Here is an 18,665-nt window from a genome sequence, read left to right as displayed (position 1 = left end):
GTTTACAGCTTCACTCCACTTTGTGCGGGTGAGATACCATCAGCAAACAAAACCACGTCGCTAATATCAGCATCATCTGCAACTGGAGCAACACTAGGGTTGAGCGGGTAGCTGACACCAGAGTATGACAGTGTGTGTTTCGCCGGTGTTGCACCACCGCCACTGACATTGAAGATCAGATCCTGCCAGCCATGGTTTTGCGATTTACCTAAGCGTATGTCGCCCTTAACCAGTGTCACTCGGCTATTGAAGCGCCAGTTATCTTGATGGTTTTCGAAAATCAGCAGTGTACAGCCACCAGAACCACACCAATCGAGTTGGGCGAGCAGCTCTTCTTTGCCGTCACCGTTGAGGTCGTAAGTTAACCAGCGGTATTTGGTGTCGTCAGGTGAGCTGTTGTTGATCTTAAAATACTCGCGGATCGCTTGGTCGACTGTTGGATCAAGTTGATCACTGGAGTTCACCTGCTTTGCGGTTAGATCAACGTTAGTGGTGGTGTTTACTTGCGCTTGCGCACTCTTAGCTTCGAATAGCACCAGACCGCCATTGGCAATCGGATACACCACGTTGCCCACTTTCTCTTTTTCAGCGATTAGCTTGCCATTATCGAGTGTGAAGATACGCTCGGAGATCAAATACTGTTGCTGGTGGCGAGTCATAACCACTTGTACCTGATTTTGGTTCAGTTGCTGCCAGAAGCCTTGTTCAACAATAGAAGGGTCTCCATTGTTGTATGAATAAGTCGTGATAGCACTGTGGTCATTGTTGAGTTCAAGGTTGATAGAGAACCCTGAGTTTTGCGTTGAGCTAGCGAAGTAGAGTCCGCTCCAATCCAGTGTTGGATCTTGGTTAGAGACCGTCGCACAACCATTATAGTCACTGTCATTGAGGTTAAGCTTGGCATGCCACCCATAGATAGAGTCGCTCATGCCGTCACTACAGCTCTCTTTCGTAAGGTTGAGTTTGCCTTGCGCAGCTTTACCTTCTAACTGGTAGTCACGGCTGCTCGATGTGGTGCGGCTTGATTCAATATCGAGGGTCTGTGGCTGCTCACCCATCTTAGTGTATTTCAGCTGGTCTTTATCGAAGGTTGCTGACCAGAAGGGTTCATTACCAAATACTCGTGTTGAACGCAGTGGTTGGTCGCAGCGCTCTGGGTTCTCTGCGGTTAGGATGTTCACTTGGTCAACCACGAAACGCGCTGTGAAGTCTGCGTTATAACCCGTTTGGCTCGGCACGGTTAGGTGACCAATCAGCTCGCCATATAAAGCTTGGTAAGGTCTCGTTGAGAGCCCCTGTGCTTCTAACGCTAACTCTGGCGATAAGTCTAACCAGTATTGTTGTTGGCTACCGCAAGGAGTGAAGGTTCGGCTTTCGTGACCAACCACCACCTGACCACGCATGATGAAGGTTTGCGGTTGAATGCTCAGTGGCTCATCCAAGGTTGCTGGGGGCAGTTCAGGTTGTTGCGGCGTATCAGGTGCCGTAACACAGCCTTGTAGAGCGAACGCGACTAGCCATGTCACTGGGTTTTTCATTACCTTCATGTTATATCTTCCTCGGAGCAACCGTTAATTGGATTTATTATGGCATATTGGTTATTTAAAACAGAACCCGACACCTTCTCTATTCAGACTCTGAGAGTACAAAAAACCTCTTGTTGGGAGGGTGTACGCAACTATCAGGCTCGAAACATGATGCGTGATGACGTCAAGCTTGGAGATTTGGTGATGATATACCACTCATCATGCAAAAAAGTTGGCGTAGCGGGGATCGCTAAAGTAACCAGAGAAGCCTACCCAGACCACTTTCAGTTCGACCCAGAGAGTGATTACTACGATCCTAAGTCTTCACCCGATAACCCTCGCTGGATTATGGTGGATGTTGAATTTGTGCGAGTGACTGAGCGCTTGATTCCTTTGGCAACGCTTAAAGCCATGCCTGAACTCACCGAAATGCCATTGGTGAAACGCGGTAATCGCTTATCGATCATGCCGGTTACCGAACAAGAGTGGCAGGCAATCTTAAGCAAAGAAGTGCTAGGTTCTCGATAGCGTTAGAGAGAGCTTTTTACGTAAGGTTCAAAAAAGGCAGCCAGTTGGCTGCCTTTTTATTTATTAAGATGGCTTCAACGAGCGAGATTAGAGCAAATGCTTTTCTAGGTAGTGAGCAACGGCATCGTCTGCGTTACTGCCAATCACTTCATTGTCTGGCAGAGCTTTCATCACTTTCTCATGTGATGTGCCCATGATTAGACCTTTCCCTGCCATAGCCAGCATTTCAGCGTCGTTCATGCCATCACCAAAGGCAATACAGTTGTCCAATGTCAGGTTCAGTGATTTCGCAACAGCGTCTAGGGCATGGCCTTTAGAGACTTCAGCGGCCATCACTTCAAGACACCAAGGTGTAGAGAAGGCGATGTTCAGTTTGTCGCTAAAAGCATCTCTTAGCTTTTGTTCAAACGTGACGAGATATTCGTGGTCTTGTTCTGGATGTGTGAAGAAGACTTTCGCGATGCCTTCACTTGGTGCGTTTTCAGCATCAAAGCGTTTGTAGCTAAAGCCAGACTCACTATGGAATTTAGCCAACATTTCATCTTCACGGTCTAGTAACCAGTCTTCATTCTGGTACATGTGAATAAAGAGGTTTGGATCTTGGCGCACAATATCAATAACCGGCTGAACGAGTTCCTGAGGCACGTTCTGGCTATACATCAGTTGATCGTTCTGGTCATGCACGCGTGCACCGTTTGAAGTGATCATGTACGCCGGAATACCTGCGATTTGACGAATACCCGCCACATCGACGTGGTGACGACCCGTAGCGAAGATGAAGGTATAACCTTGATCGTGTAATTTCTTAAGCGTTAGCTTGGTAAAGTCGCTTAGCTGATGGTTGGGAGCCAAAAGCGTACCATCTAAATCAGAAGCAACAATTTTCACGGAATCTTTTAGTGCAGGAATACTCATTTAACCCTCATTGCAAAATGCTTAACCAATATTGACGCTAGCCAGCGCTAGAATCGTTTTAACTACAATATCTCTAGGTAGAAATTGTATGCCAAATTCTTGCAAGAAAAGAGGGCAAAGCTCACTTACTTCTCTTCCTCTTTAGCGCTTATTTCTTGGTAGGTTGCTTGGCCTATTAGCTCTAGGCGAAAAACTGATTGATCGCATCCAGTGTTTGATTGCGATATTCATCTTGCTCAAACAACACCTCATGCCTAGAACCCTCAATCAACTTAAACTGACAATCAGAGTTGGTTTTCTTCAGCTTAGAGATGAACTTTACTTGAGCACTGTTACTGACAATCTTTTCATCCCCAGCTTGAATCAATAGCAGAGGGATCTTGATTTGACGAGTTTGTTGAATTGCTTGCTTGGCGGCCATTAACCCTTGCCACACCCAACGCGTGCTTGGTCCACCCACCTGCAAAGATGGAGACTCGTCATATAAGAGGCGGAACCACTGATAACGAACCTTGCTGTGGCTCAGTAAGTTGTTTTCAAAAGGCTTCGAATAATACGCTTGCTGCCCTGGCGCGTAAGTCGGCTTGGCATAGAAAGCGGTGAGTACTTGCCCAACAACCATCGCGATGGGCTTGAAGTACCATTCAGTCTTAATCCCAAACATCGGAGCGCACAGAGTAACTTTGTCAAACGGGTGATCGGGGTGAGTTTGTAGATAGCGAGTAGCTATGGTGCTGCCCATTGAATGTGCCAGTAGGTAGCGATTGGAGTATCGGCTTAGGTCAAAACTGGCAATGACGTCAGACATGTCTGAGGCGTAATCATCAAACTCATGAATGTGACCAATGTCAGAGTCTGTTACCATACGTTCCGACTGGCCTTGACCTTGGTGGTCAAATGAATAAACGTCATAGCCTTGCTGATAAAAATCATAAAAGAGTTCTTGGTATTTCAAGCAACACTCAATGCGGCCATTTGAAATAACAATGGCTTTGGTGTGCATTGGTGAGGTTAGGCTACACCAGTACAGCTTCTTTTTACCTGATGATGTGACATACCCATCTTTACGTTGTTGCCAAAGGGCAGGGATCGGGTGTTTAATCGCTTGCTCGAACTCAGGTTCTTGCGTGTACGAAAATGGGGCGGCACTGTGGTTTTCCATGGGAAATTACCTGAACTGATGCATGTGAGAGCTTTATCGCTACTAATGTTGTTAGATTAAAGAACTAGTAAGGAAATGCAAATGGATACTCATGTTTGGCTTGCTTATGTCGTCACGGCGATATTGTTTAGTTTGGCTCCGGGCTCAGGTACCGTTAATTCAATCAGCAATGGGCTAAGTTATGGCACCAAGAAGTCACTTGCGTCGATCGCGGGCTTACAGCTCGGTCTTGCATTCCACATCATGCTGGTGGGCGCGGGCATTGGTGCATTGGTGGCTCAATCCGCGTTGGCATTCACCATCATCAAATGGGTGGGTGTGGTTTACCTTCTTTGGTTGGGTATTCAAAAGTGGCGTGACAACTCTAGCTTAGTGGCTTCACAAGAAAACTCGACGCTATCGAGTGGCAAGCTGCTTAGAAATGCGGTGCTGATTAACCTTACTAACCCAAAATCTATCGTGTTTTTGGTGGCTCTGTTCCCTCAATTTATCGATCCAACACAGCCGCAAGCACCGCAATTATTAGTGCTAGGTGTTACAACAGTATTCATTGATAGCGTTGTTATGTTGGGTTACACCTCATTAGCTTCACAAATGGGACGTTTTATTCGTTCAGATCGCATAATGGGTAAGATAAATAAAATCTTTGGTGGTATGTTCATGGGCTGCGGCGCATTGCTGGCTGCCGCCAAAGCCTAATCAAAGCAATAGAGTTATAGTTAAACCAATTAGAGTTATCAAGAAATGACCGCTACCTACGTTGCTCGACAACCTATCTTAAACCGTAAGAAGAACACGCTTGGTTATGAGCTGCTGTTTCGTGACGGAGAAAGGAATGCCTATCCAGCGCATATAGAGTCTAATCGAGCAACGTATCGTCTGATCGTTGAGAATTTCTTGTCGGTTGGGCTTAACCCGTCGATCCCATCTTCACGCTGCTTTATTAACTTCCCTTACCAAAGCTTGATTCGTCGGTTGCCTTTGAGCTTGCCGAAAGACAAGGTGGTGGTTGAGATCCTTGAAACCTGCCAACCGACCGACGAATTATTAGAAGCCGTTAAAGAGCTTTATCAAGCGGGGTACATGATTGCCCTAGATGATTTTACTTCGACGCCAGAATGGGAACGTTTCCTCAAATACACGCATATTGTTAAGCTCGATATCATGCAGATGGGCTTGGATGAGGCGTGTGATTTGGTCAAAGCTCATCAAGGGAAAAAGTTTAGTTTTCTTGCTGAACGAGTCGAAACCGAACAAGAATTCCAGCAAGCCAAAGAGGCGGGCTTTAAGTTCTTCCAAGGCTATTTCTTTAGCAAGCCGGAAATCATTAAGACTAAGTACATCAGTCCTGAGCAAGTGATTGCCATGGAGCTGTTCCAAGAAGTGTGTAAGCCCGATGTCGACTTTCAGCGTGTAGAGAGTATCGTCGCGAAAGATGTCGCCTTGTCTTATAAGCTACTGCGCTTTGTGAACACCATGTCGCCTCGTCTAGAAGTGACCATCTCTTCATTCCGTCAGGCCTTGGTGTACCTAGGGCAAGAAAAACTGAAAATGTTTGTCTCGCTGGCGGTGGCGTCTTACGTCTCGGATAAAAAACCGAAAGAGTTGTATGGCTTGTCTTTGCAGCGTGCACAGTTTTGCCAGCGTATGTCTCGTTATCAGGCATTTGAAGGACATACCGAGCAAGCCTTTATGATTGGTCTGTTCTCGTTGCTGGATGCATTGCTCGATCTATCGTTAGAGAATTTAGTAGAGCAACTGCCTTTGTGTAAAAGTATCAAGGTGGCTCTGCTTCGTAGAGAGGGGCCATATGGTACCTTGCTCGCACTTGAAGAGAGCTTTGAGCATGCCGATTGGCAACAGATTGATGAGCACTGCGCCGATTTAGGATTAAGCGTGGATCAGGTTAAAACGGAGCTTACTGAAGCGCGCCGTTGGAGCCATACCGTGACCAACAAGCTCTGATATTTCTTCGTTAAACTTTTATGACAATTGAAACGCACGCCTTGACGTGCGTTTTTTTATATCTAAGATATATGTATATCCATATATGAGTATGTTTTTATGCTTCCTCACCAATTTTTTAAATTACTGTCCGATGAAACGCGAGTGCGTTGCTTAATGTTGATAGTTCGCAATGAGTGCTTATCGGTTGGTGAGTTGACTCAGGCATTGCAAGAAAGTCAGCCAAAGGTTTCACGCCATCTTGCGCAGCTGCGTTCAAACGGTATTTTGACTGATGTTCGCCAGGGGCAGTGGGTGTTTTACCGCCTGTCACAAGATTTACCAGGTTGGATGCTAAAGTTAATTGACGACCTTATTGCATCGAACTGTTTGAAAACTGAATACCAGCAAGATATTGAGCGCTTAGAGTCGATGAACTCACGCCCAGTATGTTGCGTTTAAATACATTAAAACTTAATGCCGAAATAGTTGGAGTTGCAGCTAGGCGACAAGTGAACTTATCCCTATGAGCATAGTGGCTCTATGTAATTAGGGCGGCCGGCGCTCCGGTAAGTGAACGTAGTCAACAACGCTGCGGCTTCAAATATGAAGGCAATTAACTGAGAGAACAGAAAATGACAGTCAAAGTAGGTATTAATGGTTTTGGTCGTATCGGCCGTCTAGCACTTCGCGCAGCATTCGATTGGGATGAGCTAGAATTTGTTCAAATTAATGATGTAGCGGGCGACACAACAACACTGGCCCACCTTCTAGAATTTGATTCAGTTCAAGGTCGCTTTCACCACGAAGTAACTGCAGAAGGCGATGAGATGATCATTAATGGCCAGCGCATCAAGACCACACAAGAGCGCGACATCGATGCGATCGACTGGTCTGGTTGTGATGTGGTTATCGAAGCGACAGGTGTTCACCGTAAGACCTCTTTCCTAAACAAATACCTAGAGCAGGGCGTGAAACGTGTTGTGGTATCGGCGCCAGTGAAAGAAGAAGGCATCGCAAACATCGTTGTTGGTGTGAATGACAATATCTTCGACCCTGCGGTACACAAAATCGTAACGGCAGCGTCTTGTACAACGAACTGTCTCGCGCCAGTGGTTAAGGTGATCAACGAGAAGCTTGGTATCGAGAACGCAGCCTTCACCACGATTCACGATTTAACTAACACGCAAACTATTCTTGATGCGCCGCACAAAGACTTACGCCGCGCACGTGCATGTGGCATGAGTCTTATCCCAACAACGACGGGCAGCGCCAAAGCGATTGTTGAGATCTTCCCTGAGCTAGAAAACCGCATCAACGGCCACGCAGTTCGTGTACCGCTAGCGAACGCTTCTCTGACAGACATCATCTTCGAAGTGAAGCAAGACACCACGGCAGAAGAAGTTAACGCGATGCTGAAAGAAGCGTCTCAGAATGAACTAAAAGGCATTCTTGGCTTTGAAGAGCGTCCACTGGTTTCTATCGATTACAAAGGCGACCAACGCTCAACAATCGTGGATGCACTATCAACGATGTTGGTCGGTAAGCGCATGGTTAAGATCTACGCTTGGTACGACAATGAGATGGGTTACGCAACACGTACCGCTGAGCTTGTTCGTACCGTTGGCCTTGCTTAATAAGAATCTGGAGAAGATATAATGACACATCCAACATGGGAACTAGAAGTAGAGACTGGCGCATTAGTTCTAACACCATGCCCTGGCACGAAAGACGCTGACCTAGATACATCACTGGCTCAGCTAAAAGAGCAAGGCGTTGAAGCTATCGTGACAGCACTTGATGACCATGAGCTTGCAAGCAAAGACGTGGCGGCACTTGGTGAAAAAACACGTGCGTTAGGTATGCAATGGTTCCAGATCGAAATTGAAGACGACTGTGCACCGGGTGCTGGTTTTGCTGCGAAGTGGCAAGCGGCTAGCCCTGAGCTACATAACATCGTCGATAACGGTGGCAAGGTTGCAATGCATTGTATGGGCGGCTCTGGTCGCACTGGTTTGTTCGCAGCTCACCTACTGTTAGAAAAAGGCTGGGATTTGAGCAAGGTAGTTCAAGAGGTGCAGGCACTGCGTCCAGGTGCCTTCACTAAACCTATCCAGGTTGAATACATTAATGGCGTAGCGAATAGCTAATAGTCATCAGTGTTAGACAGGGAGCTTTTGGTATCTGGAGTGTTGAACTTATCATGATCCAAAAGCTCTTTTTGTTTAGATTGCAGAGATAGCGTTATGTTTTCAAATCTAAGTAAGAGCGTTCGCCAATACATGTTGGTGACTTTTAACTACTGGAACTTCACCATTACTGATGGTGCACTTCGCATGTTGGTGGTTCTGTATTTTTACGACCTTGGCTACAGTTCGTTAGAAATCGCCTCACTATTCCTTTTCTATGAATTCTTTGGTGTGGTGACTAACCTAATCGGTGGCTGGTTAGGGGCGCGTCTTGGCCTCAATAACACCATGAACATTGGGTTAGGCATGCAAGTCGTCGCCTTGGGTATGCTCGCGGTGCCAACGGCAATGCTGACCATTCCTTGGGTCATGGCGGCGCAAGCCTTGTCTGGTATCGCTAAAGACCTCAATAAGATGAGTGCCAAGAGCTCAATTAAGACTCTGGTTCCTGATGAACAACAAGGCGCGCTTTATAAGTGGATTGCGATTCTGACCGGATCTAAGAATGCGCTTAAAGGGGCAGGCTTCTTTATTGGTGGTTTACTGCTTTCAACGATTGGCTTCCAATACGCGGTGCTCGCGATGGCAGCCGTGTTGGCATTGGTCTTCGTTGGCAGTGTGTTGAGCTTAGAAGCGGACATGGGCAAAGCGAAAACCAAGCCTAAGTTCAAACAGATCTTCTCTAAGTCTGAATCCATCAACATCTTATCTGCAGCGCGTATGTTCCTGTTTGGTGCGCGTGATGTGTGGTTTGTAATTGCTTTGCCGATTTACCTAGGCAGTGTGTTTGGTTGGGATCACTCATGGGTTGGTGGTTTCTTAGCTGCTTGGACTATCGCTTATGGCTTTGTACAGGGCATAGCGCCGAAGATTACTGGTAAAGCTCAAGGTAAGGTGCCAGATGGCCATGCCGCGCTGTTATGGGCTGGTGCGCTGGCTATAGTGACCGCTGCTATCGCTTATGCGGTACAGATTGGTTGGCAACCAGAGCTCGTTATCGTGGGTGGTTTGATGGTATTTGGTGCCATCTTTGCGGTGAACTCATCACTTCACTCATATTTGATAGTGAGTTATGCGAAAGGCGATGGCGTTTCTCTTGATGTCGGTTTCTACTACATGGCAAACGCGATGGGCCGTTTGATTGGCACGATATTGTCGGGCTTGGTATTCCAAATGGCAGGTTTGTCTGCGTGTCTGTGGGTTTCCTTCGCATTCTTGGCGATAACGACGGTGATCTCTCTGCGTTTACCGAAAGTGCCGCAAATTTCAGCGGCATAAGCTTCAGCCACATGAGCCTCATTTGTGAGAGCTCAAGTCGCAGAAGCTAGAGTCGTATGAGCTAAATTCGCGATAAGTATCTCCTTTAACACTAAGCTGACTTGGTATTTATTCCGGTCAGCTTTTTTATTGCTATAGTAGAATGATTGAATATTAATCAGGCATTTACATGAAGCAGCGAATTCTCTTTTTTGATTTAGCACGATGTGTCGCGGCCGTAGCGGTTATCGCGATTCATGTTTTGGCGCCTTATCGCAATGAGTTGGGCACTATTCCTTTCGGTGAATGGCTTACTGCCATTACGGTAAACGGTTTCAGCCGCTGGGCGGTACCTGTGTTCATTTTGATTACTGGCGCACTGATGCTCAGTGATCAGCGCCCGTTTGACGCCAAATACTACCTCAAGCGTCGTCTGGGCAAGGTACTGATACCTTTCATTGTCTGGTCGCTTTTCTATACCTATCTGTCGGGCTGGTCGGCAATGGGCTTTGATGCCGACGTCAGTTGGGACGTGTTGCTTAATAGCTACCATAATTACACCTATTACCATCTTGGTTTCTTCTATTACTTCATCCCACTCTATTTTGTGATTCCGTTCTTGCAGATCATGGTTAGAAAGTACGGTGATAGATCGGTCTATGCCTTTACGGCGGTATGGTTGTTCACAACATTGCTGTTCTTACTGAAAATCGATGGCCCTTGGAGTCACGAATTGTGGTTGTACACCGGTTACTTACCATTGGGTTACTTGCTGTATAAGATTGTGCCACTTAACAAGATGACAGTTGGCGTGAGTGTGTTACTGGGTGGGCTCGCGTTGCTAACCACGGTTTACATGGTGGTTAATGCAAGTTTGGTAGCAGAGGAATACACGGTAGGGCGCTGGCTATCTTACAAGACGTTGAATACCGTATTAGCCGCGAGCATGGTGTTCATGGTATGCCGTTACTATGGTGAAGGCTTGTCTGAGAAGAGTAACCAAGTAGTTGGCTTTATCAGTAAGCACAGCTTAGGTATTTACCTGCTGCATCCTATTTTCTTGTGGCCAATGAAAGAGTTCGGTTGGTACCAAGGACATCCGGCATGGGTTATTCCATTATGGATTGTGATCAGCGGAGCTGGCGCGTTATGGATGAGCTGGTTGGTGTCTAAATCAGAGAAAACGCGTTGGTTATTGCCTTAGCGGTGACTGCTAAGGCTTTCTGATGGATTACTTAAGGGGAACAGTTGAAGCGGCTGACGTTTAGCGCTTCAACGCAAAGTGTAAGAACTTATCGCCTTGGTAGGTTAAGGTTCCTTTGTCGCCAGGGTTAAGGGCGTGGAAATAGTGGATGCCGACTTGGAATTCTCGCTTCGGACCAACCACACCACGTTGAACGTAAATCCAGTACTCTTGATCTTCTTGGCCCGGTTCTGCGTCAGGAAGGTCGATGGATTGTTTGTCTAACACCGTGACATTCACTTTCTTCTCTGGCGCATTTTCACCTTGCGAGTGTTTTCGATAGAAACCAATAAATACCCAAGCCGCTAGAGCAGCGAGAGCAAAGATGGCAAAAAAGAGTGAATTAGGCATATAACCTCCATGTAGTCGTGATGGTTATTCTAGTCTTTCAGGCAATAGGGATATGTGTTTAAAGCCGTTATTCGTGAACTGTTGTAAGCCAAGCTGATTATTTTTCGGCAGACATCACATTTAATGGTCAGTTTGGGATAAAGCATTGTTATTTATTGTCTCTTTCTCTCGTAAATAACAGTGATTTTGTATAAGAATAGGGAAATGCTCGACTAGAATTATAGTGTGGAGTGGGAGGGCCAAGATGACCGATATTGAAAAAGTGGTGACAAGAACTCGCAATATAGAGAAATTATTGAGGCTTCAATATCATGCCGAAGGCGAAGGATTGCATGAGCTTGTAACAAGCTGTGAAGAAAGGCTACCGCACGATATGGTGAGCAAGCTGCGCTATATCGCAACGTGTCGTAATAAGGTAGTCAATGAACATGAGGCTAAGTTGGAAGACCAACATAAGTTCATCATGATGTGTAACGACTGCGAGAAGGAGCTGACTCCACGTAGTGGTCGTTTTATCTGGCGAGTTGCGATCTTACTGATGATGGCAATGACTTTAGCTGCCGCAGGTTTCTATTATGCGAACTGGGATGTGCTAACACTGCATCTGTTTTCGAAGTGAAAAAATTGAACAAAAAAAGGGACGCTCATGGCGTCCCTTTTTTTATCTGTAACTTGCTTAGTACATCATCGGTAGTGTCATTAGACCTACAACTACCGCGATCATTACAAGTCCTTGTCTTTGCGAAGATGAAATCATAACACTACTCCTAAATTTGGTTGTCTCTCGCTATGTTTTAAAGAATAGCACTACTTATGGCTTTAGATCAAGAATTACTTTCGAAAGCTTTAAAAGTAGTAGAAAACTATGAGTTTTTGGCTTGTTTGGCAGTGTTTAACTGTGTTTTATGGTGTGTTCTTATTTTGTTCTTTGTGATTTATGTTTGTTCTAATTTGATTTAACTTGTTGTTTTGTAATGGTTGTTTTGTGTGATTTATATTGTTAAAGGTTGTTAAACTGTATTAATAGGGGCTGGTGGTGGCTAGGTTTGTTTTGGTTGGTTTTTTAAGTTTTCGACTTGGTTTTTGTGGCGGTTTTTACCGGGGGCTTGAAATAACCTGACAAAACTGGGATTTAAAAAAGAAAACTGACTACTTTACAAGTCTAGGCTTGGTTGGCGTTTTTATTTCCTTATTAATCTTGAGTTTCTTTGTTTAAGTTATTGTTATTGTTAGATTTAAAGATGGTTATTTTAATTTTTAAAGTGTGGTATTTGACGGAATTAGGCCGATTTTGGTGGAGCCGATAGGTTAGAATTGGCCAAAACTCAAGTATGGCGACTCTAATGCCAGTTTGAATGGGTTTTATGATGATTCGTTCTAGTTTTAAACGAATGGCCATTGTCATAGTGGTAATTGTTACGACTTCAATCTAAAGAGACTCTTTTTAGTGGAAGCGTAATCAAGATCCAATTTTGAGGCGCTGAGGCTTTACATCAACACTCGTGTGCCTAGACTGGCGACGATTTAAAGCAATAGGGCAAATGGTATGTGGAGTTGGTTGGCGGTTTCCTTGTCTGGTATCGGAGCAATAGCAGGAACGAAACATGGACATATCGGTCAGGCCTTATCGTATAAGGTTTTTACCTATGTATTATTAGCGACCATTGCTTTAACTCAATCTGTCGTTGCTGATTTTACCTATTGGGTTGTTGCTGGGTTGGCGGTCTCTGCGATCGCAGATGTCCTGCATACTGTTACTCAAAAACGTCCTCTGCATTTTGTTTGCTTCTTGTTAGCTCAGCTCTGTTACAGCAAAGCATTTTGGTTACAGCTATCAGGAGAAATGGTCTGGTGGTTGTTCGCGCTGCTGTTGGCGGCTTGTGTCGTTGCTTTCTTCTTGCTTCTGCCTCGTTTAGACAAACTCGTCTTTCCTGTGGTCATCATGGGTATCGTGCTTATTCAGCTTGCATGGGCTTCTGGTGAGCTCTGGTTGCTTGATCCTCAACTGTCGCATGCGGTGGGTTTTGCCGGTTGTGCCGTGTTGCTGCTTTCAGCATTGGCGTACGCGTTAAATTTCTATCGTAGCCCAATTAAGGGTGCCTACTTTTGGGTGACGGGCAGTTACTTTCTGGCGCACGCTCTCATTGTTGCCTCCCTTACCATTTAGGGTAGAGCTCGCTTAACTCTGAGCTACATCAAGGCAGCTCAGATGAAAGTAGGTACTCTACGTCTAGTTCATTAAACACGAGATAGAGTTATGACTACCGAAATTCATGCACACAACGTTTTAAACCTACTGAGTGAAAAGCCACTGACTCGTGAAGAGTTGACGCAAGAACTCGCTCAAACTTATGGCGCAGAAGCGCGTTTTCATACGTGTAAGCTGAACGGTCTGGATTTAGATGGATTGCTGAAGTTTTTCCTGAAGATGGAAAAGGTCGTGGTTATTGATGACAAGCTTTGCACTAATCGCGAACGTGTGTGTAACCACTGATTCCCAGTGACTTGGTTTTTAGAGCCTTTTGGCTTTTATAGATAAGAAGAGTGGATGCGACGTTTCGGCTTCACTCTTTAAATTCTCTTTTCTCTTTTCTCCTTTCTACCTTTTCTATTTGCTCTCGCAAAATTCCCTTCTAATTACATAAGTTAATCCTTTTATTACTGCGTTCGAAAATCAATGTTGAGGCTGCTATACTCCGCGCACTTACGCTTTTCGAGACAAACTTATGGAAATTTTATCTGCAGCAACCATGCTGTTTCTTATTATGGACCCGCTTGGCAATCTACCAATCGTGCTCTCTATCCTTAAGCATATTGATCCGAAGCGTCGCCGTATTGTTCTTGTTCGTGAACTGATGTTTGCGCTGATTATCCTGCTGTTGTTCTTGTTTGCTGGTCAAAGCATCATGAACTTCCTGCACGTGCAGCCTGAAACCTTGAGTATCTCTGGCGGTATTATTCTATTCATCATCGCGATTAAGATGATTTTCCCAAGTGCGGGTAGTATTACTGGCCTCGCGGCGGGTGAAGAACCGTTTATTGTGCCGATGGCGATCCCAATGATTGCTGGCCCTTCAGTGATTGCGGCATTGATTCTGTTGTCGACACAGCACCCTGACAACATGTTAGAGCTTTCAGGCGCAGTGATGCTGGCTTGGGGCGCAACCTTCTTTATTCTGATGTTTAATGGCTTCTTCCTGCGAGTGCTGGGTGAGAGAGGCCTTAAAGCCATCGAACGCTTGATGGGCTTGTTGCTGGTTATGTTGTCGACGCAAATGTTCCTCGATGGTGTGAAAGGCTACATGGGCTAACATCAATATCATTACTGAATAAAAAAACGCCGCTCAAATGAGCGGCGTTTTTGTCTCTACTGTTTCTGTCATGATGTTTTTTGTAGCTAAGCTTTTTATATCTGGGCTTAAGCTCGATTACATCATGTGTTTGCGTCGGATATCGAGTAAGGCGAAGACACCGAAAATCAATATTGACCACTTCTCCCAACGTGACATCTCGATCTTATCGCCGAATGCACCGATGAAAATCAGCATCTGCAGGCCGTGCATGAAGAACAAGAATGCTGTCATGATATAAAGCGCAATCGCAGCATTACCCGGAAACGGGTAGAAAATATTTACGATTAAGATAAACCAAACAAAGGCGATGGCTGCTTTTGCTAGTGGAAGCAAGAACTTCATTCAATAACTCCTATTCTTCAGTGATTCGATTGAACAGTCGGTAGCTTGACTGTCCGGTGGTCTTATCGCGATGCAATTCCCAGTTCTCTGGCATAGCTTCGAGTTTCAGTTCTTTCTCTGTCTCGACGTAAATGATGGCATTGTCTGCAAGCCAACCGTTACTCTCAAGCAGTTGTACTGTTTCTGCAAGTAAGCCTTTGCGAAATGGTGGATCAAGGAAAACCATATCGTAAGGCGTACCTGGCTTTTTAAGGAAAGAGATAGCATCAGTATTCACGACATTGATGTTGTCTGCTTTGAGCTCTTTCGCGTTATCAGAAAGCTGTTTAGCCGCCTTTTGATTCATTTCGAGCAGTGTCACCATTTTTGCTTGGCGAGAAGCGGCTTCAAAACCTAGACCGCCAGAACCGGCAAATACATCCAAGCAAGTTGAATGTGGGATATCTTGAGCCACCCAGTTAAAGAGTGTTTCTTTTACTCGGTCAATGGTTGGGCGTAATCCTTCTAAATCATGAACAGGCAGCTTTCTACCTCTCCATGAGCCACTAATAATTCGAACAAAGCCTCCGGATGGCTTTTTTTGTGATGTGTTTTGCTGGCGACGTCTTACCATAGATTTTTTGACCGCTAATAAAGTGATACTATACCGAGCCCAATTTAAGTGGGTTCGTGTATTAAATAAATTTGCAATGACAAAGTGTATCAAGCTAAAAGCAAACTTATCACTGCTTTGTCATTTTTCTTTACTATTCGTTTGTACAAGCTTGTATTGTATAACAATAGCAAAGAGTCGACGTGTATTAAGTCAATACAGCTAATTAGTAGATCTAGGAAACTCCTCTGATGACGGAAAAAAAGAAGCGCGGATTATTATCGTGGCTTGGTTTTGGTGAAGAAGAACAAAGCCCAAAAACTCAGAATGAAGCGAACGTAGAAAGCGTTGAAGATCAAACTGAAGTTGAATCACAAGTTGAGGCTGAACAGGTCGCGACTGAAGCTGAACAAGCTAAGCCAACTGAACCTGAGCAAGCGCTTGAAGAAGCTCAACAAGAGCAGCAACCTGTCGCAGCAGAAGCAGAAGCAGAAGCAGAAGCAGAACAGGAAGAAGTGATTGCTTCTCCAGCTAAGGTTGAAGAAGTTCAAGAAAAGCCGACAGAAAGCTTCTTTGCTCGCCTTAAGCGCAGCCTAAGCCGCACTAAAGCAAACATCGGTGCGGGTTTCTTTGGTCTGTTCAAAGGCAAGCAAATCGATGAAGATCTGTTTGAAGAGCTAGAAGAGCAACTTCTGATCGCTGACGTCGGTATGAATACCACCGTTAAGATCATTGAAAACCTGACAGAAAAAGCATCTCGCAATGACCTAAAAGACGGTGAAGCACTTTATGGTCTGCTCAAAGAAGAGATGGCAGACATCTTAAGCCAAGTGGAACAGCCACTGGTTGTTGATACCACTAAAACACCTTACGTTATCTTAATGGTGGGTGTGAACGGTGTCGGTAAGACAACTACGATCGGTAAGTTGGCGAAACAATTCCAAAATGAAGGTAAGAAAGTGATGCTAGCAGCGGGTGATACCTTCCGTGCAGCAGCCGTTGAACAGCTTCAGGTTTGGGGTCAGCGTAACGATGTGCCAGTTATCGCTCAGCACACAGGTGCGGACAGTGCGTCAGTTATCTACGATGCAATTGAAGCGGCGAAAGCACGTGGCGTTGACGTAGTGATTGCCGATACAGCCGGTCGTTTGCAGAACAAGAGCAACCTAATGGAAGAGTTACGCAAGATTGTTCGCGTAATGAAGAAGATTGATGACTCTGCACCGCACGAAATCATGCTAACGCTTGACGCAGGTACAGGTCAGAACGCTATCAGCCAAGCAAAACTATTCAGTGAAGTTGCACCGGTAACGGGTATTACGCTAACTAAACTTGACGGTACGGCGAAAGGTGGTGTGATTTTCTCAATTGCAGACCAGTTCCAGATTCCAATTCGCTACATTGGTGTTGGTGAAGGCATTGACGACTTACGTCCATTCGAGTCAAAAGACTTTATTGAAGCGCTATTTAGCCGCGAAGAGTAACGCGAGTAGCAAAGTGGTTTATCCTTAACCTGCTACCGTTTTAAATTTGATATTAGTGATCGTAAGAGGAATTTTCGGTGATCAAATTTCAGCAAGTGAGTAAAGCCTACCGAGGCGGACGCCAAGCGCTCCAAAAAGTGGACTTTCACCTCAAACGTGGAGAGATGGCATTTTTAGGCGGGCACTCCGGTGCTGGTAAAAGTACCTTGCTGAAGTTGATCTGCGCGATAGAGCGTCCAACCGATGGACGCGTCTGGTTCAACGATCACGATATCACTCGTATCCCAGCCAAAGACATTCCTTTCTTACGCCGTAATATTGGGATTGTTTTTCAAGACCATCGCCTGCTGATGGACCGTTCGATTTTCGATAACGTCGCTCTGCCTATGCGTATTGAATCTATTTCTGAAAACGAAATAAAACGCCGAGTCAGTGCTGCGTTGGATAAAACCGGTTTATTAGATAAAGCCCGTTGCTTGCCAAGCCAACTTTCGGGTGGTGAACAACAACGCGTGGGTATTGCTCGCGCCGTGGTTAACCGCCCAACTCTGCTTTTAGCCGATGAGCCTACTGGTAACCTAGACCCTGAATTATCTAACCGTGTATTGCGATTATTTGAAGAGTTCAACCGTGCGGGTGTGACGATCATCCTAGCGACGCACGACATCGGGTTAGTGAACACTCGCCCTCAGTACCGCCATCTTGAATTAAACCAAGGGTTTTTGAGTGAGGTTGAAGACTATGGCCGCGAATAAGCGCATCAAAAAACCTCAATCTAATCGAGCAGCAAACCGCGCTTCAAGCGACGGCTTCTTTGTTGTTCACTGGAAACAAGCCAAGTCATCGTTCTCGCAAATGTGGCAGCGCCCGTTAGGCAACTTGCTGACCCTTGCGGTGATCTCTATGGCGTTGGCGATGCCTGCTTGTTTGTACCTATTGGGTAAAAATGTGGGTGAAGTAGCACAAGATGTCACTAGCCCGTCACAAATAAGTGCTTATGTAGAGGATGGTATTCCTGAGCCACGAGTAATGGTGCTTAAGGATGAAATCGAAAGTTGGGATCAAGTTGAGCTAGTGGAGTACATTTCTCCGCAGCAAGGACTTGCAGACCTCAGCCAATATTCTGGTTTTGAAGACGCCCTAACCATTCTCGACGATTACTCACTGCCAGGGGTGCTGGTGATTACGCCAAGCGTACACAGCGATACCCTAATCAAAGAACTGGCAGGCACAGTTAAACAACAAGAATTAGTGACCGATGTTCGCCTAGACGAAGATTGGTTAGCGCGATTAGATGCGATCAAAGCATTAGCAGCGGTCATCGTGATTACCTTAACGGTATTGATGTTGGGCGCGGTATTTCTGATTATCGGCAATACACTACGATTTAATGTGTTGGCGCATAAAGAAGAGATTCAAACCATGAAGCTGATTGGTGCTACCGACAGCTACATTCTTCGACCATACCTTTATGCTGGGATGTGGTTTGGCGTTTTGGGTTCGATTAGCGCTTGGGTAATGACGGCATTGATTACCGTATTGCTGAACAGCGCAGTGGATGACTTGGCTCAGCTATACGACAGCCACTTCCGTTTAATTGGCCTGAGTTGGGATGAATCTTTACTGCTTTTGATCGTCGGAACCCTGCTTGGTAGTGTGGCTGCGAAGCTTTCTGCACAGCGTCACCTAAAAGAAATTGAACCAGTTTAGGTGAATAGAGTCATATTTATACGAAAAATAGGCAGTTCTTAACCAGTTTTTGCCTTGTATAGACGAATT

General features: G+C 45.5%; 21 protein-coding genes. 15 read left to right on the top strand and 6 right to left on the bottom strand.

The genetic code is table 11. The annotated features are described in order from the left end of the window. Positions 1-2: 2 nt before the first annotated feature. Positions 3-1,547: a COG3650 family protein gene (locus tag AC3CH3_RS14880; protein ID WP_488537402.1), complete on the bottom strand. Its 1,545-nt coding sequence runs from the start codon at positions 1,545-1,547 to the stop codon at positions 3-5. 39 nt (positions 1,548-1,586) lie between these two features. On the opposite strand from AC3CH3_RS14880, the gene AC3CH3_RS14875 reads away from it, so the two are divergent. Continuing rightward, complete coding sequence (locus tag AC3CH3_RS14875) at positions 1,587-2,054, top strand: EVE domain-containing protein (RefSeq protein WP_019825197.1); 468 nt, start codon at positions 1,587-1,589, stop codon at positions 2,052-2,054. An 87-nt stretch (positions 2,055-2,141) separates the two neighbouring features. On the opposite strand, the gene AC3CH3_RS14870 is transcribed toward AC3CH3_RS14875, so the two are convergent. Beyond that, a complete protein-coding gene (locus tag AC3CH3_RS14870) occupies positions 2,142-2,969 on the bottom strand; it encodes a Cof-type HAD-IIB family hydrolase (protein WP_488537401.1) in 828 nt (275 codons plus the stop codon). Positions 2,970-3,150: 181 nt separating this feature from the next. Beyond that, positions 3,151-4,131: an alpha/beta fold hydrolase gene (locus AC3CH3_RS14865; protein ID WP_488537400.1), complete on the bottom strand. Its 981-nt coding sequence runs from the start codon at positions 4,129-4,131 to the stop codon at positions 3,151-3,153. An 81-nt stretch (positions 4,132-4,212) separates the two neighbouring features. On the opposite strand from AC3CH3_RS14865, the gene rhtB reads away from it, so the two are divergent. The 7 genes from rhtB to AC3CH3_RS14830 all read left to right on the top strand — a co-directional run bounded on the left by rhtB (position 4,213) and on the right by AC3CH3_RS14830 (position 10,725). Then, positions 4,213-4,830, top strand: coding sequence for a homoserine/homoserine lactone efflux protein (rhtB, locus tag AC3CH3_RS14860; protein WP_048610767.1), 618 nt, complete (start codon positions 4,213-4,215; stop codon positions 4,828-4,830). Positions 4,831-4,875: 45 nt separating this feature from the next. After that, positions 4,876-6,096, top strand: coding sequence for an EAL and HDOD domain-containing protein (locus AC3CH3_RS14855; protein WP_050622211.1), 1,221 nt, complete (start codon positions 4,876-4,878; stop codon positions 6,094-6,096). Between the two features lie 99 nt (positions 6,097-6,195). Continuing rightward, positions 6,196-6,537 (top strand): metalloregulator ArsR/SmtB family transcription factor, encoded by a 342-nt coding sequence (locus tag AC3CH3_RS14850; RefSeq protein WP_004736602.1) that lies wholly within the window; start codon positions 6,196-6,198, stop codon positions 6,535-6,537. A gap of 173 nt (positions 6,538-6,710) precedes the next feature. After that, positions 6,711-7,712 (top strand): ArsJ-associated glyceraldehyde-3-phosphate dehydrogenase, encoded by a 1,002-nt coding sequence (locus tag AC3CH3_RS14845; RefSeq protein ID WP_019825184.1) that lies wholly within the window; start codon positions 6,711-6,713, stop codon positions 7,710-7,712. A gap of 21 nt (positions 7,713-7,733) precedes the next feature. Then, on the top strand, positions 7,734-8,225 hold the full coding sequence (locus AC3CH3_RS14840; protein WP_019825182.1) for a cyclin-dependent kinase inhibitor 3 family protein: 492 nt from the start codon (positions 7,734-7,736) through the stop codon (positions 8,223-8,225). 96 nt (positions 8,226-8,321) lie between these two features. After that, the gene (gene arsJ, locus AC3CH3_RS14835) at positions 8,322-9,542 is read left to right on the top strand and encodes an organoarsenical effux MFS transporter ArsJ (protein ID WP_488537399.1); all 1,221 of its coding nucleotides are present in this window, start codon (positions 8,322-8,324) and stop codon (positions 9,540-9,542) included. Positions 9,543-9,711: 169 nt separating this feature from the next. Then, complete coding sequence (locus tag AC3CH3_RS14830; RefSeq protein ID WP_488537398.1) at positions 9,712-10,725, top strand: acyltransferase; 1,014 nt, start codon at positions 9,712-9,714, stop codon at positions 10,723-10,725. A 60-nt stretch (positions 10,726-10,785) separates the two neighbouring features. Here AC3CH3_RS14830 and AC3CH3_RS14825 read toward each other — a convergent pair whose 3' ends face one another. Next, a complete protein-coding gene (locus tag AC3CH3_RS14825; protein WP_017061032.1) occupies positions 10,786-11,115 on the bottom strand; it encodes a DUF2500 domain-containing protein in 330 nt (109 codons plus the stop codon). A 244-nt stretch (positions 11,116-11,359) separates the two neighbouring features. On the opposite strand from AC3CH3_RS14825, the gene AC3CH3_RS14820 reads away from it, so the two are divergent. From AC3CH3_RS14820 to AC3CH3_RS14805, 4 genes are all read left to right on the top strand, one after another. Further along, complete coding sequence (locus AC3CH3_RS14820; protein WP_004736595.1) at positions 11,360-11,734, top strand: hypothetical protein; 375 nt, start codon at positions 11,360-11,362, stop codon at positions 11,732-11,734. 927 nt (positions 11,735-12,661) lie between these two features. Continuing rightward, positions 12,662-13,282 (top strand): lysoplasmalogenase, encoded by a 621-nt coding sequence (locus tag AC3CH3_RS14815; protein WP_048615031.1) that lies wholly within the window; start codon positions 12,662-12,664, stop codon positions 13,280-13,282. 90 nt (positions 13,283-13,372) lie between these two features. Continuing rightward, positions 13,373-13,609 carry a YecH family metal-binding protein gene (locus tag AC3CH3_RS14810; RefSeq protein WP_017061034.1) on the top strand — a complete coding sequence of 79 codons (237 nt, stop codon included), beginning with the start codon at positions 13,373-13,375 and terminating at the stop codon, positions 13,607-13,609. A gap of 232 nt (positions 13,610-13,841) precedes the next feature. Continuing rightward, positions 13,842-14,426: a YhgN family NAAT transporter gene (locus tag AC3CH3_RS14805; protein WP_009848232.1), complete on the top strand. Its 585-nt coding sequence runs from the start codon at positions 13,842-13,844 to the stop codon at positions 14,424-14,426. Positions 14,427-14,543: 117 nt separating this feature from the next. Here AC3CH3_RS14805 and AC3CH3_RS14800 read toward each other — a convergent pair whose 3' ends face one another. Further along, the gene (locus AC3CH3_RS14800) at positions 14,544-14,810 is read right to left on the bottom strand and encodes a DUF1145 domain-containing protein (RefSeq protein WP_016784000.1); all 267 of its coding nucleotides are present in this window, start codon (positions 14,808-14,810) and stop codon (positions 14,544-14,546) included. Between the two features lie 10 nt (positions 14,811-14,820). After that, positions 14,821-15,423 (bottom strand): 16S rRNA (guanine(966)-N(2))-methyltransferase RsmD, encoded by a 603-nt coding sequence (gene rsmD, locus AC3CH3_RS14795; RefSeq protein WP_017061036.1) that lies wholly within the window; start codon positions 15,421-15,423, stop codon positions 14,821-14,823. 230 nt (positions 15,424-15,653) lie between these two features. Here rsmD and ftsY point away from each other — a divergent pair, with 230 nt between their 5' ends. The 3 genes from ftsY (at position 15,654) to ftsX (ending at position 18,596) form a co-directional block, all read left to right on the top strand. Further along, complete coding sequence (ftsY, locus tag AC3CH3_RS14790) at positions 15,654-16,886, top strand: signal recognition particle-docking protein FtsY (protein WP_488537397.1); 1,233 nt, start codon at positions 15,654-15,656, stop codon at positions 16,884-16,886. Between the two features lie 77 nt (positions 16,887-16,963). After that, a complete protein-coding gene (gene ftsE, locus AC3CH3_RS14785) occupies positions 16,964-17,641 on the top strand; it encodes a cell division ATP-binding protein FtsE (RefSeq protein ID WP_004736585.1) in 678 nt (225 codons plus the stop codon). After that, positions 17,628-18,596: a permease-like cell division protein FtsX gene (gene ftsX / locus AC3CH3_RS14780; protein WP_017061038.1), complete on the top strand. Its 969-nt coding sequence runs from the start codon at positions 17,628-17,630 to the stop codon at positions 18,594-18,596. Before ftsE ends, ftsX begins: the two co-directional genes overlap by 14 nt. Positions 18,597-18,665: the final 69 nt, after the last annotated feature.

The organism is Vibrio sp. QJM3NY_35, assembly GCF_057785915.1.
The sequence above is the reverse complement of the archived record's forward strand: the minus strand, read 5'-3'. Positions and strand labels throughout refer to the sequence as shown.

Bases quoted from the DNA above. Each gene is read 5' to 3' on its own strand.
- AC3CH3_RS14845 (WP_019825184.1), top strand. From the start codon at position 6,711: ATGACAGTCAAAGTAGGTATTAATGGTTTTGGTCGTATCGGCCGTCTA.
- AC3CH3_RS14870 (WP_488537401.1), bottom strand. From the start codon at position 2,969: ATGAGTATTCCTGCACTAAAAGATTCCGTGAAAATTGTTGCTTCTGAT.
- ftsX (WP_017061038.1), top strand. From the start codon at position 17,628: ATGGCCGCGAATAAGCGCATCAAAAAACCTCAATCTAATCGAGCAGCA.
- AC3CH3_RS14820 (WP_004736595.1), top strand. From the start codon at position 11,360: ATGACCGATATTGAAAAAGTGGTGACAAGAACTCGCAATATAGAGAAA.
- AC3CH3_RS14825 (WP_017061032.1), bottom strand. From the start codon at position 11,115: ATGCCTAATTCACTCTTTTTTGCCATCTTTGCTCTCGCTGCTCTAGCG.
- AC3CH3_RS14855 (WP_050622211.1), top strand. From the start codon at position 4,876: ATGACCGCTACCTACGTTGCTCGACAACCTATCTTAAACCGTAAGAAG.
- arsJ (WP_488537399.1), top strand. From the start codon at position 8,322: ATGTTTTCAAATCTAAGTAAGAGCGTTCGCCAATACATGTTGGTGACT.
- AC3CH3_RS14850 (WP_004736602.1), top strand. From the start codon at position 6,196: ATGCTTCCTCACCAATTTTTTAAATTACTGTCCGATGAAACGCGAGTG.
- AC3CH3_RS14880 (WP_488537402.1), bottom strand. From the start codon at position 1,547: ATGAAGGTAATGAAAAACCCAGTGACATGGCTAGTCGCGTTCGCTCTA.
- AC3CH3_RS14800 (WP_016784000.1), bottom strand. From the start codon at position 14,810: ATGAAGTTCTTGCTTCCACTAGCAAAAGCAGCCATCGCCTTTGTTTGG.
- AC3CH3_RS14815 (WP_048615031.1), top strand. From the start codon at position 12,662: ATGTGGAGTTGGTTGGCGGTTTCCTTGTCTGGTATCGGAGCAATAGCA.
- AC3CH3_RS14865 (WP_488537400.1), bottom strand. From the start codon at position 4,131: ATGGAAAACCACAGTGCCGCCCCATTTTCGTACACGCAAGAACCTGAG.
- AC3CH3_RS14840 (WP_019825182.1), top strand. From the start codon at position 7,734: ATGACACATCCAACATGGGAACTAGAAGTAGAGACTGGCGCATTAGTT.
- AC3CH3_RS14805 (WP_009848232.1), top strand. From the start codon at position 13,842: ATGGAAATTTTATCTGCAGCAACCATGCTGTTTCTTATTATGGACCCG.
- ftsY (WP_488537397.1), top strand. From the start codon at position 15,654: ATGACGGAAAAAAAGAAGCGCGGATTATTATCGTGGCTTGGTTTTGGT.
- rsmD (WP_017061036.1), bottom strand. From the start codon at position 15,423: ATGGTAAGACGTCGCCAGCAAAACACATCACAAAAAAAGCCATCCGGA.
- AC3CH3_RS14875 (WP_019825197.1), top strand. From the start codon at position 1,587: ATGGCATATTGGTTATTTAAAACAGAACCCGACACCTTCTCTATTCAG.
- rhtB (WP_048610767.1), top strand. From the start codon at position 4,213: ATGGATACTCATGTTTGGCTTGCTTATGTCGTCACGGCGATATTGTTT.
- AC3CH3_RS14810 (WP_017061034.1), top strand. From the start codon at position 13,373: ATGACTACCGAAATTCATGCACACAACGTTTTAAACCTACTGAGTGAA.
- AC3CH3_RS14830 (WP_488537398.1), top strand. From the start codon at position 9,712: ATGAAGCAGCGAATTCTCTTTTTTGATTTAGCACGATGTGTCGCGGCC.